Here is an 11,544-nt window from a genome sequence, read left to right on the forward strand (position 1 = left end):
CGCCCGGTTACATTCCGAACCCGGAAGCTAAGCCTCACAGCGCCGATGGTACTGCAGGGGGGACCCTGTGGGAGAGTAGGACGCCGCCGAACAATTATTGTGGGAATGCCCCGCACCGTATGGTGCGGGGCATTTCTGCGTTCAGGGGCCGTTTAGGCTCGGTGGTATGCGCTACGAACTCGTCATCTTCGACAACGACGGCGTCCTCGTCGACAGTGAGCGGCTCTCCAACACCATCCTGGCCGGCTATCTCACCGAGCTGGGCCACCCCACCTCCTACGAGGACTCCCTGCGGGACTTCATGGGGGCCGCCGTGCACCGCGTCCACGATCTCGTTCAGGCGCGGACCGGGCAGCGGCTGCCCGAGGATTTCGACGAGGTGCTGCACTCCCGGGTCTTCGCCGCCTTCGAGCGGGAGTTGACGCCGGTCGAGGGTGTGGTCGCGGTGATCGAGAAGCTGGCCGCCGACGGCGTGCCGTACTGCCTCGCCTCCTCCGGCAGCCATGAGCGCATCCGTGTCGGGCACCGGAAGACCGGCCTCGACCGGTGGTTCCGCCACGGGGAGGCGGAAAGTGGCGCGGGCAACGTCGTCTTCAGTGCCGAGGACGTCGGGCGCGGGAAGCCGGCGCCCGATCTCTTTCTGTACGCCGCCGAGCGGATGGGGGTCGCCCCCGGGCGGTGTGCCGTCGTCGAGGACAGTGCCCTCGGGGTCCAGGCCGCGCGGGCCGCCGGCATGGACGTGTACGCGTTCACGGCGATGACGCCCGCCGGGAAACTGCCGGGTGCCACCGGGTACTTCGCCGCGATGGCCGAGCTGCCGGGATTGCTTGGCCGATCCGTTGCCTGATCCACCTACCCATGGGTAGAAGGGCGTCCTACGCTGTCCGGCCATGACAGATGTGCGTATGCGGCACGGTCGGTTCGCCCTGGGGCTCAGCTTCTTCGTCCAAGGGGTGAGCTTCGCCCTTCTGGTGACGCGTATCCCCGCCATCCAGGACCGGTACGGGATATCCGACGGTCTCCTCCCCCTCTTCCTCGCCGCCGTGCCCGTGCTGGCCGGTGTCGGCAGCGTCGCCACCGAGAAGGTGGTCGCACGGGTCCGGCCGGGGCTCGTGCTGCGCTGGGCTCAGCCCGTCGTGCTGCTGGCCCTGCTCGGTGTCGGGGCCGGTGACGCCGTCTGGCAGCTCGCGGTCGCGCTCGGGGCGTTCGGGCTCTCCGTCGGCGCGCTGGACGCGTCGATGAACATGCTCGGCGTCAGCCTCCAGCGGTCGTACGGGCGCAGCATCATGCTCGGCTTCCACGCGGCGTTCAGCCTCGGCGGGATCGCCGGTGCCTCGCTGGCCTGGGCGGGGGTGCACTGGCACCTCTCGCTGCTGGTGTCGTATCTGCCGGTCGTCGTGGTGCTGTTGCCGGCCGCGCTCGTCGGATCCCGCTGGTACGTGGATGCCGGGGAGGAAGCGGGAGCGGTGAGGGCGGACGGTGAAAGGGCGGCGGGGGATCGTACGCCGGTGGCTTTTCGGGTGCTGCTGCCGCTCTGCCTGGTGATGTGTTTCGCGTACATCGGTGACTCCACCGTCTCCAACTGGAGTGCCAAGTACCTCCAGGACGTGCTGGGCAGCTCGGAGGAGCTCGCGACCGTCCCGTACAACGCTTATATGGTCACCACTCTGGTGGGGCGTGCGGTCGGGGATCTCGGGGTGCGGCGGTTCGGGTCCGTGGTCGTCGTGCGGAGCGGATCCGTGCTGGCGGGGGCCGGGTTCGGGGTGGTGGCGGTGGCGCCGGGGGCGTGGGTCGGGATCCTCGGGTTCACGCTGCTGGGGCTCGGGCTGTGTGTGATCGTGCCGCAGACGTTCGCGGCGGCCGGGCGGCTGTTCCCGGGGGCGAGTGACGCGGCCGTGGCCCGGCTCAATGTCTTCAACTACGTGGGTTTTCTCGTCGGGTCGCCGCTGGTGGGGGCGTTGGGCGAGGCATGGGACTACCGGGGGGCGATGCTCGTGCCGATGGTGATGGTCCTCGTGACACTGGTGTACGCCCGCTCGTTCGCGGCGGAGGAGGACCGATACGGTGGCGGGCATGAGCGGCCGCGCACAGTTGATGTGGGATGACGCAGTCACGGCGTACGACTTCGGGCCCAGCCACCCGATGGATCCGGTGCGGCTGGCCCTGACGATGGGGTTGGTGCGGGCGTACGGGCTGGACAGAGCGGTGGACGTCGTCGCGGCGCCGCCCGCCGGGGACTCGACCCTGCGTCTCGTCCACCGGCAGGAGTACGTGGACGCGGTGCGGCGTGCCTCCCGCGACCCGCGGGCCGCCGAGATGTCGTACGGGCTCGGTACGACCGACGATCCGGCCTTCGCGGGGATGCACGAGGCGTCGGCGCTGATCGCCGGGCAGTCCGTGGGTGCGGCGGAGGCGCTGTGGCGCGGGGAGTGCGCGCACGCGGTGAACTTCGCGGGCGGGCTGCACCACGCGATGCCGGGGGCGGCGTCCGGGTTCTGCGTGTACAACGACGCGGCGCTGGCTATCGCGCGGCTGCTGGAGCTGGGTGCGGAGCGGGTCGCGTACGTCGATGTGGACGTGCATCACGGGGACGGTGTGCAGGCGGCGTTCTGGGAGGACCCGCGGGTGCTGACGGTGTCGTTGCACGAGCATCCCCGGACGCTCTTCCCGGCGACCGGCTGGCCGGAGGAGACCGGTGCCGGTGCGGGTGAGGGCGGTGCGGTCAATGTGGCGCTGCCGGCGGGGACGGGGGACGAGGGGTGGCTGCGGGCGTTCCACGCGGTGGTGCCGGAGCTGCTGGCGGACTTCCGGCCGCAGGTGCTGGTGACGCAGCACGGCGCGGACACGCACTTCGAGGATCCGCTCGCGCATCTCGCGGTGTCGCTGGACGCGCAGCGCGCGGTGCAGGCGTCCTGCCACGATCTGGCGCACGAGTACGTGGACGGCGGACGGTGGCTGGCGCTCGGCGGGGGCGGGTACGCGGTGGTCGACGTGGTGCCGCGGTCCTGGACCCATCTCGTGGGGATCGCGGCGCACGAGCCGGTCGATCCGCTGTCGGAGCCGCCGGAGTCGTGGCGGCACGAGGTGTACGCGCGGACGCGGCAGCGGGGTCCGGGGCGGATGACGGACGGGCGGACGCCGGCCTGGCGGTCGTGGGAGTCGGGGTACGACCCGGCGGACCGGCTGGACCAGGCGGTGCTGGCGACGCGTAAGGCGGTGTTCCCGCTGCGGGGGCTGCTGGCGTGAGCGGTGGCGCCGGTCCGTAGCGCTCGTTACGCCAACCGTGCGGTGTCGGCGGGGTTCCCGCCCGGCGGGGCGGGCAAGGCGGCAGCATCGGTGAGGTGTTGAGCACCGGTGCCCTGCGGGCGCATCTTCTGGCGGCCAGGCTGGCCGGTCCTGTGGCGACCTCGCGGGAGGAGAGCCTGCGCAGTTACCGTCTCTTCGCCGCGCGGGATCCGCGGGTGACGATCGGAATCGATCCTGAATGGGCATGGGATGAGCGAGACTTGCTCCGTCTCATGGCCGACAAGTGCGGGGTGTCGGGCGATTCCGATCATGTGTCGGGGCCTGATGTGATTGATCCGGAGCTGACGCTGACGGCGCTGGCGGCTTTCGCGGAACGGCTGGGCGAGGCGGCGGCGCGGCGGATTCCGGTGCTGCTGGGGACGGGGCATCCGCACCGGCTGCTGGGCTTCTACACGGGATTGGCAGACGCTTTGTCGGCGGCGGGATGTCTCGTCCTCACCCCGGCGCAGGGGCGATGTATCGACATAACGACCCGGTTCGGAGTACGCACGTACAACCTCGACTACGTACGGGGAGTCGCTCTGGTGCGGGAACCGGGCGTGCCGTGCGCGGGGCGTGAGACCGGCGCACACACCCACTCGCCGCTGCCGGTCCGGGCCGTTCTGGATGCTCTGGCGGAGGCCGGAGGGCCCCTTCCGGGACTGGTCGTCGGGGACCACGGATGGGTCTGCGGGGCAGGTCAGCTCGGCTTTGAGGCCATCGGTCTGGCGGACACGGACGATCCCGCGCTCTTCGTCGGGGAGGCGGAGGGGCGGGTGTCGGTGGCCGTCCCGCTCGATGACGCGGTGCGGTCCGATTACTACCTGCCGCTTACTCGCTATGTACTCAATCGGGCGTGTCTGTCACAGTAGGCGGCCGGAGGCTGCTCCTCTTCCCCACTCGCATCACCCGCCCCTAGTCTGGGATGTGAGCGCACAGCGACGAAGAGTTACCGGAGGGGAAGCCGGTGGCCGTCGGGTGCGGAAGGTACAGGTGGATCATGGTTGCTGGCGAGAGGCCTCTCAACGAGGTCAAGTTCCTTACCGTGGCGGAGGTCGCCTCGGTGATGCGAGTGTCGAAGATGACCGTGTACCGCTTGGTGCACAGCGGTCATCTGCCGGCGATCCGGGTGGGCAGGTCCTTCCGGGTTCCGGAGCAAGCGGTTCACGAGTACCTCCGCGAGTCCTTTGTGGGGGTCGAGTCCGCGTAGTACCCGTGACCGGCGGTGTTCTGTCCTCCAGGGCTTGTCGGAGGGCGAATACCGCCGGGAGGGGGGACTGGGTCTTCCCTCGGATTACGTCCCTCACTCGGCGGCGGGTAGGCTAGGCCGACGTAGGTCGTGTGGGCCCAGACGCCCCGCACCGAGTGAAGAGAAGTGAGCGAGGGTAGTCGTGGGCTCTGTTATCAAGAAGCGGCGTAAGCGGATGGCCAAGAAGAAGCACCGCAAGCTGCTCAAGCGCACCCGCGTTCAGCGTCGCAACAAGAAGTAAGTGCGATAGCTGTACGCGCATTCGTGGCCCTTTCACCGACGTGGTGAGAGGGCCACGATTGTTTCCCGGCGTCCTCCGCACGTGGCCGTCCGTCGGTCGAATGGGCGCGTGGCGCGTCCTCCGGTCGTCACATCGTGACGGCGACCCGCTACGGTGACGTGGCAGACCCAGTGGGAACACCAGTGGGAACAGGGAAGGCGCTGATCTTGGGCAAGGTCGTGCTCGTGACCGGGGCGGCCCGGCAGCTCGGCGGCCGTTTCGTACGGCGTGTGCAACGGGAGTCCGGTGTGGACCGGGTGATCGCCGTGGACGCGGTGACCCCGGGGCACGGACTGGGCGAGGCGGAGTTCGTCCGGGCGGACATCCGCAGACCGGCCATCGCGCGGGTCCTCGCCGAGCACGCGGTCGACACCGTCGTCCATCTCGATGTGACGGGCACTCCGCTGGGCGCGGGCGGCCGGGCGGCGGTCAAGGAGACCAACGTCATCGGCACGATGCAGCTTCTCGGCGCTTGTCAGAAATCGCCGGCTGTCAAGCGGCTGGTCGTGAAGTCCAGCACCAGCGTGTACGGCTCGGCGCCCCGGGACCCGGCGGTCTTCCTGGAGACCACGCCGCCCAAGTCGCTGCCGAGCGGCGGCTTCGCCAAGGACGCGGTGGAGGTCGAGGGGTACGTACGCGGCTTCGCGCGCCGCAGGCCCGATGTGGCGGTCTGCGTGCTGCGCTTCGCGAACATCCTGGGACCCTCGGCCGACTCCCCGCTCGCCGAGTATCTGTCGCTGCCCGTCCTGCCGACGGTCTTCGGCTACGACCCGCGGCTGCAGTTCGTGCACGAGGACGATGTGCTCGATGTCCTGCTGATCGCGTCGGAGGCGCCGCGGCGCGGGACGCTGAACAGCGGCACGTTCAATGTGGCCGGTGACGGTGTGCTGACCCTCTCGCAGTGCTCACGGCGGCTGGGGCGGCCCACGGTGCCCGTGCCGCTGCCCGCGGTGACCTGGGTGGGTTCGGCGCTGCGCACGGTCGGTGTCTCGGACTTCTCGCCGGAGCAGATCCGGCTGCTGACCCACGGCCGGGTGGTCAGTACGGACCAGATGCGCGACACACTGGGTTTTGTGCCCTCGTACACGACCGCGGAGGCCTTCGCGGACTTCGCGCGCACCCGGGACGCCGGCCTGCTGCCGCCGGAGGCGGTGGGCCGTACCGTCGACCGTCTCTCCACCCTCGTCAGCAAGGAGCGCCCCGGACATGGCTGATGCCAAGGTCATCCCCTTCGGTGAGGAGCCGAGGTCGCGGCGCGGGGCCGGCTCGGGCGGCGGCTCGGGACCGGGCTCAGGGGGCGGCGGTGGCCGGCGGCAGCAGCACGGCAAGGACGGTGCGTCGAAGCGCGCTCAGGGGCCGCTGACGCCCGTACCGGAACCGCGGGCGGGCGACGGCCCCGACGGCCCCGACGGTCCTGAGGACGGTGAGCGGGCCGCGGCGCCGGAGGACGCCGCCGCGGGAGGCTGGGAGCGGCGGCTCGCGGGCGGACTGGCGTTTCTGCGCCGCCGGGTCACCGGGGAGTACGAGGTCGACGAGTTCGGCTACGACAAGGAACTGACCGACCAGGTCCTGATGTCGCTGCTCCGGCCGCTGTACGAAAACTACTTCCGTGTCGAGGTGAAGGGCATCGAGAACATCCCGTCGGACGGTGGGGCGCTCGTGGTGGCCAACCACTCGGGCACGCTGCCGCTGGACGGGCTGATGATGCAGGTGGCCGTCCACGACAACCATCCGGCACAGCGGCATCTGCGGCTGCTCGCGGCGGATCTCGTCTTCGTGCTGCCGGTCTTCAACGAGCTGGCGCGGAAGGCCGGGCACACGCTGGCCTGCGCGGAGGACGCGGAGCGGCTGCTGCTGGGCGGTGAGGTCGTCGGGGTGATGCCGGAGGGGTTCAAGGGCATCGGGAAGCCGTTCGGCGAGCGGTACAAGTTGCAGCGTTTCGGGCGGGGCGGGTTCGTCTCGACGGCACTGCGGGCCGGGGTGCCGATCGTGCCGTGCTCGATCGTGGGTGCCGAGGAGATCTATCCGATGATCGGCAACGCGCGGACGCTGGCTCGGTTGCTGGGGCTTCCGTACTTTCCGATCACGCCGACCTTTCCGTGGCTGGGGCCGCTGGGGGCGCTGCCGCTGCCGACGAAGTGGACGATCCAGTTCGGTGAGCCGATCCCGACGGACGGCTATCCGCCGGAGGCGGCGGAGGATCCGATGCTGATGTTCAACCTGACCGATCAGGTCCGCGAACAGATCCAGCACACGCTCTACAAGCTGCTGGTGCAGCGGCGGTCGGTCTTCTTCTGATCGCGTGCGTCTTCTTCGCACGATTGTTGCGGTGTGCTGGGCGGGGAGGCCCCCGCCCAGCACACCAAGGGGAAACCCCTGTGATACCGGCCTAGTCGGTGTCCTCCGCCTTGATGCCGAGCCCTGGGAGGAGGTCGGGCAGCAGGGGCGGGATGGTGATGTCCGGGCCGGGGCGGTCGGTGCTGTCCTTGTTGTTGTTGTCGTCGGACGGCGAGGGGGTGACGCTGTCCGGCGGCGGGTCGAGCAGGCCGCCCGTACTTCCGCCGAGCAGACCGTCCTCGGAGGAGGAGGCCGCGCCGGGGCTCGACGGATCCGTCTTCCGCTCCTCGGTGTGCGCGGAGCCGCTGCCCGTACCGCCGCTCTCGTGCGGGGTGGCGGGTGCGGGGCGGTCCTGGTGCGGGTGGCCGCCGCCGGTGGAGTCCTGGGTGGAGCCGGGTCGGGTGGGGTCCTGGTGCGTCTCCGGTTCTTGTGGCAGGAGCGACTGGAGGGGGGCCACCTCTTCGTCTATGGCGTCGAACACCGAACTCACCTCGTTGCCGACGTCCGTGAGCTGGACGGGCAGCCGCTCGCGCAGCCCGTTCCACGTCTGACGGTGCGAGGTGGAGAACGAGGAGAGGGTGGCGATCGGGCCGAGCGAGCCGTCCCGTTCGTAGGCCCGGTGGAGCAGTTGGTGGCCCTGGGTGACGTCGTGCTTCATGACGCCCAGGGTGCGGCGGATCTCGCTGAGGGACTCGTGGTCCAACTGGCCGGAGCGGCCCCGCTCCATCAGCCGGCGTGCCTCGTTGAGGCGGGTCGAGGCATGGTCGAGGTACAGCTCGCCGCGGTCGGACTCGTCGCCCGCCAGGTTGAGCTTGAAGTCCTCCATGCCGCGCTTGAGCCCGTACAGGGAGTCGCCGGGCAGGGCGTCGGAGCTGGCGGCGGCGACGCCGCCGAAGGCGCCCGCGGCCACTCCGACCGTGAGTCCGCCGGCCGCGAGCCCCTTGGACCAGCGGGATCTCGGCCGCAATGTGCGCAGCCGGGACGCGCGGTGGGCCCCGCGGCCCGACTTCCGCTGCTCGGGGACCGTAGGGCTGGGATTCACCTCCCCGGCGGCTGTGCCCTCCAGCAGCATGGCCTCCATGGCGGCCACGAGCTTCGCCCGGTGCACCACTTTGACCTCGGGATCCAGCGTGGGTCCCGGCAGTTCACCGAGACCACTTGCCAGGGCCAACAGCCGCCCCTGTTCAGCCGGTTCGGCCGAATCGGCGGGCTGTTCGGCCGCCGTGCCCTGGAGCGTCCGGTCTTCCAGGGCCTGGGCGAAGGCGTTCGCCCGCCGGTGTGCCGAAACGTTCGCGATCACTGGCGGCACCTCCTCTCGTCATGACGATCGACTCCCCTGGGGGTCCGGAAGGTTGCACGCCTTGAGCGCATCCACACGAATGAGTGAGTGGACTGCGGGCATGGCGTGACCGCAGGGAGCCTGCATCTCGCACAACGAGCGGCGCGGCACTTGGGTTACGGACGAAGGATGATCGGACCAGTGCGTCACCGGGACGTCACTGAAGGTGAGTTGGGGCGGCGGTGCGGGCGGGCGTGGGGAGATGTGGAGCGAGATGCGGGGCGGGATGTGGGGGACGAGATGCGGGAGTGACGTCGGGGTGATGCGGGGTGGGGCGGGGTGATGCGGGATGGGGCGCGGCCGCGGGGTGGGGGCCGTGAGCGGGACGGTCAGCGGGCGTCTTCGGGGAGCAGTCGGGCCAGGGTGCGGACGGCTCGGTACTGCAAGGTTTTGATCGCTCCTTCGTTCTTGCCCATGACCCGCGCGGTCTCGGCGACCGAGAGGCCCTGGAGGAAGCGGAGCGTGACGCACTCCTGCTGCTGGGGGTTGAGCTTCCGTACGGCTTCGAGGAGTGCCGCGTTCGAGAGGGACTCCAGGACCGAGTCCTCGGGGCTGCGCTCGACCTCGTTGGCGTCGAGCATTTCGCCGGTGGTCACTTCCAGCCGGAAGCGGCTCGACTTGAAGTGGTCGGCCACCAGGTTCCTGGCGATCGTGACCAGCCAGGCGCCGAAGTCGCGGCCTTGCCAGGTGAAGGTGGAGATGCGGCGCAGGGCGCGCAGAAACGTCTCGCTGGTGAGGTCCTCGGCGGTCGCCTTCCCGCCCACGCGGTAGTAGATGTAGCGATAGACGGTGTCGCTGTACTGGTCGTACAGCCGGCCGAAGGCTTCGGCCTCACCGGCCTGGGCGCGCTCCACCAGCTCCATCATGCGGGCGCTGTCGCTGTCGGCGCTGGGCCGGCGGGCGGTGGCCGGGGCGGCGGAGCTGCTGCGGCCACCCCGTCTGCCGACGGCCGCACCACCATTCGCCAGGGCGTAACAAGGTCCGATAGGGCCGCTCACGGCAGGGGCCGGTGCGGCGAGGGCGGGGACGGCGTACGCGGTGGGGACGAAGCCGCGCAAGTGGTCGATGACCGTTGCGCGCAGCGTAGCCAGGCCCGAGGCGTCAACCCCGACGTGTGGGTACACGGGACTCCCAGAGGCAGAGCTTCCATCACGTGCAGTGCGGGACCGTTCACTCACCGTGGTGGCTCGTGGGGTCCGGTATGCGTCTGAGGAGAATAACGCTTCGTACAGGCAGTGCTACACCCAGTTGCTCAAATCATCGATTACGTCGCTTCCGTGCCCCCTAGGGGGCGGATCTAGTAGCACATCGTGACCATTTATTGATCAGATTGCGTCAAGATCTGCTTGCTCTCGTGATGGGTTGTGGCTGAGTGACGGCGTGCAGATGTGCGGACGGCCCCGCGCGTGTTGCCGCGGGGCCGTCCGTTGTGTCGCTCGGCGTGTCGAAACATATGGAACACGCCGGATGTGCCTGATGTGCTGAATGTCGAGTGCCGAATGGCGGACGCGCCGGGCCCCTCCGGGGGTCAGCGCCGGCGGCGGTGCAGGGCCACCGCGGCGGCCGTGCCGCCGGCGAGGGCGCCGACCCCGGCCGCGGCCGGGATGCCGACCTTGGCCGCCTTGCGGCCGGTGCGGTAGTCACGCAGCCGCCAGTCCAGTTTCCGCGCGTGCTTGCGGAGCTTGGCGTCGGGGTTGATCGCGTACGGGTGTCCGACCAGCGAGAGCATCGGGATGTCGTTGTGCGAGTCGCTGTACGCGGCGCAGCGGTCCAGGTCGAAGCCCTCGGCGGCGGCGAGCGCGCGGACGGCCTCGGCCTTGGCGGGGCCGTGCAGCGGTTCGCCGACGAGCCGGCCGGTGTAGACGCCGTCGACCGACTCGGCGACGGTGCCGAGGGCGCCGGTCAGGCCGAGGCGGCGGGCGATGATCGTGGCGGTCTCGACGGGCGCGGCGGTCACCAGCCAGACCTGCTGGCCGGCGTCGAGGTGGGCCTGGGCGAGGGCGCGGGTGCCCGGCCAGATGCGGTCGGCCATGTATTCGTCGTAGACCTCCTCGCCGATGGACATCAGCTCGGAGACGCGGTGGCCCTTGACGATGGACAGGGCGCTCTCGCGGGCGTCCTGCATGTGGCCCGGGTCCTCGACGCCCGCGAGCCGGAACCAGGTCTGCTGCCAGGCGAACCGGGCCAGCTCGCGGCGCTGGAAGAACTTCCGCTTGTACAGGCCGCGGCCGAGGTGGAAGATCGCGGCGCCCTGCATCACGGTGTTGTCGAGGTCGAAGAAGGCGGCGGCGCGTACGTCCCCGGCGACGGGGAAGTCCGGCACCTCGGCGGCCGTGTCCGGGGCGGGTTCGGTGACCTGTGACTCCTGTGTGGACCTGAGTCCTGCCTCGGCTGCGGCCTCGCCTGCGAGCACGCTCCTCGCGGTGGCGGAGCGCTTACGGGGGGTGAGCCATCCCAGTGCGGCCATAGCGTGAGCATAGCCAGTCTGTTCGGTGGTTCCGGACGGGCGGGGAGGACGAGGGGTGAACTCTCCGTGACCGGTGTGCTAATGCGGTGATCATGCCAACAGGGTCCGGTTGTGGACAACCGGCGGGTCCCGGCGCCCGGCGGGCGGAGAATGGGGGCCATGAGTCCTTTGTTGCGGCGTACGACGAAGAAGAAGGCTGGCGAGCGGATGGTGACGCTTGTCTCGAAACCGGGGTGTCATCTCTGCGACGACGCCCGCGCGGTCGTCGAGGCGGTCTGCTCCGAGACCGGTGCTTCCTGGGAGGAGAAGGACATCACGCGGGACGAGGCGCTGCACCGTGCCTACTGGGAGCAGATCCCGGTGGTGCTGGTCGACGGCGAGCAGCACACGTTCTGGCGGGTGGACGCGGAGCGGCTCCGGCGCGAGCTGGGGGCGTGAGTCAAAAGACGGCTACCATCGTGGGCGCTTTGCAGCCTTCTCTCCGGTGATCGTCCTCCCGTGCGCGACCCGGGTGCGGGGGTGGATCGCCGCCGGTGCGGGGACCGGTGCCGGGAGGGTGCGGGAGCGGTCGCGGGGGCGTATTTCGT

12 protein-coding genes and 1 rRNA gene are annotated in these 11,544 nt (G+C 70.1%); 10 read left to right on the forward strand and 3 right to left on the reverse strand.

Annotated features, from left to right (window positions below; genetic code table 11):
- The 9 genes from rrf to AB0P17_RS34435 all read left to right on the forward strand — a co-directional run.
- A 5S ribosomal RNA gene (gene rrf, locus AB0P17_RS34395) occupies positions 1–92 on the forward strand; the annotation flags it as partial.
- 74 nt (positions 93–166) lie between these two features.
- The gene (locus tag AB0P17_RS34400; RefSeq protein WP_365817298.1) at positions 167–847 is read left to right on the forward strand and encodes an HAD family hydrolase; all 681 of its coding nucleotides are present in this window, start codon (positions 167–169) and stop codon (positions 845–847) included.
- Between the two features lie 43 nt (positions 848–890).
- Positions 891–2,105 carry an MFS transporter gene (locus AB0P17_RS34405; protein ID WP_365817300.1) on the forward strand — a complete coding sequence of 405 codons (1,215 nt, stop codon included), beginning with the start codon at positions 891–893 and terminating at the stop codon, positions 2,103–2,105.
- Positions 2,074–3,246: an acetoin utilization protein AcuC gene (locus AB0P17_RS34410; protein ID WP_365817302.1), complete on the forward strand. Its 1,173-nt coding sequence runs from the start codon at positions 2,074–2,076 to the stop codon at positions 3,244–3,246. The genes AB0P17_RS34405 and AB0P17_RS34410 overlap by 32 nt, the downstream gene beginning before the upstream one ends.
- Positions 3,247–3,341: 95 nt before the next feature.
- Complete coding sequence (locus tag AB0P17_RS34415) at positions 3,342–4,157, forward strand: phosphatase (protein WP_365817304.1); 816 nt, start codon at positions 3,342–3,344, stop codon at positions 4,155–4,157.
- Between the two features lie 128 nt (positions 4,158–4,285).
- Positions 4,286–4,495 carry a helix-turn-helix domain-containing protein gene (locus AB0P17_RS34420; protein WP_158575903.1) on the forward strand — a complete coding sequence of 70 codons (210 nt, stop codon included), beginning with the start codon at positions 4,286–4,288 and terminating at the stop codon, positions 4,493–4,495.
- Positions 4,496–4,676: 181 nt separating this feature from the next.
- The gene (locus AB0P17_RS34425; protein WP_003948845.1) at positions 4,677–4,775 is read left to right on the forward strand and encodes an AURKAIP1/COX24 domain-containing protein; all 99 of its coding nucleotides are present in this window, start codon (positions 4,677–4,679) and stop codon (positions 4,773–4,775) included.
- 206 nt (positions 4,776–4,981) lie between these two features.
- Positions 4,982–6,028, forward strand: a complete 1,047-nt coding sequence (locus AB0P17_RS34430) for an NAD-dependent epimerase/dehydratase family protein (RefSeq protein WP_365817413.1) — start codon at positions 4,982–4,984, stop codon at positions 6,026–6,028.
- Positions 6,021–7,112 carry a lysophospholipid acyltransferase family protein gene (locus AB0P17_RS34435; RefSeq protein WP_365817307.1) on the forward strand — a complete coding sequence of 364 codons (1,092 nt, stop codon included), beginning with the start codon at positions 6,021–6,023 and terminating at the stop codon, positions 7,110–7,112. The genes AB0P17_RS34430 and AB0P17_RS34435 overlap by 8 nt, the downstream gene beginning before the upstream one ends.
- 91 nt (positions 7,113–7,203) lie before the next feature.
- Here AB0P17_RS34435 and AB0P17_RS34440 read toward each other — a convergent pair whose 3' ends face one another.
- The 3 genes from AB0P17_RS34440 to AB0P17_RS34450 form a co-directional block, all read right to left on the reverse strand.
- On the reverse strand, positions 7,204–8,451 hold the full coding sequence (locus tag AB0P17_RS34440; RefSeq protein WP_365817309.1) for a DUF5667 domain-containing protein: 1,248 nt from the start codon (positions 8,449–8,451) through the stop codon (positions 7,204–7,206).
- 368 nt (positions 8,452–8,819) lie between these two features.
- A complete protein-coding gene (locus tag AB0P17_RS34445) occupies positions 8,820–9,614 on the reverse strand; it encodes an ECF subfamily RNA polymerase sigma factor, BldN family (RefSeq protein ID WP_365817311.1) in 795 nt (264 codons plus the stop codon).
- Between the two features lie 404 nt (positions 9,615–10,018).
- The gene (locus tag AB0P17_RS34450) at positions 10,019–10,957 is read right to left on the reverse strand and encodes an HAD-IB family hydrolase (RefSeq protein WP_365817314.1); all 939 of its coding nucleotides are present in this window, start codon (positions 10,955–10,957) and stop codon (positions 10,019–10,021) included.
- A 159-nt stretch (positions 10,958–11,116) separates the two neighbouring features.
- On the opposite strand from AB0P17_RS34450, the gene AB0P17_RS34455 reads away from it, so the two are divergent.
- Positions 11,117–11,395 (forward strand): glutaredoxin family protein, encoded by a 279-nt coding sequence (locus AB0P17_RS34455; RefSeq protein ID WP_365817316.1) that lies wholly within the window; start codon positions 11,117–11,119, stop codon positions 11,393–11,395.
- Positions 11,396–11,544 lie beyond the last annotated feature (149 nt).

It is taken from the genome of Streptomyces sp. NPDC088124 (assembly GCF_040685895.1).
GTDB lineage: Bacteria > Actinomycetota > Actinomycetes > Streptomycetales > Streptomycetaceae > Streptomyces.

Excerpts from the sequence above, each read along its gene's own strand:
- AB0P17_RS34400 (WP_365817298.1), top strand. The coding sequence starts at position 167 with ATGCGCTACGAACTCGTCATCTTCGACAACGACGGCGTCCTCGTCGAC.
- AB0P17_RS34405 (WP_365817300.1), top strand. The coding sequence starts at position 891 with ATGACAGATGTGCGTATGCGGCACGGTCGGTTCGCCCTGGGGCTCAGC.
- AB0P17_RS34410 (WP_365817302.1), top strand. The coding sequence starts at position 2,074 with ATGAGCGGCCGCGCACAGTTGATGTGGGATGACGCAGTCACGGCGTAC.
- AB0P17_RS34420 (WP_158575903.1), top strand. The coding sequence starts at position 4,286 with ATGGTTGCTGGCGAGAGGCCTCTCAACGAGGTCAAGTTCCTTACCGTG.
- AB0P17_RS34435 (WP_365817307.1), top strand. The coding sequence starts at position 6,021 with ATGGCTGATGCCAAGGTCATCCCCTTCGGTGAGGAGCCGAGGTCGCGG.
- AB0P17_RS34450 (WP_365817314.1), bottom strand. The coding sequence starts at position 10,957 with ATGGCCGCACTGGGATGGCTCACCCCCCGTAAGCGCTCCGCCACCGCG.
- AB0P17_RS34455 (WP_365817316.1), top strand. The coding sequence starts at position 11,117 with ATGAGTCCTTTGTTGCGGCGTACGACGAAGAAGAAGGCTGGCGAGCGG.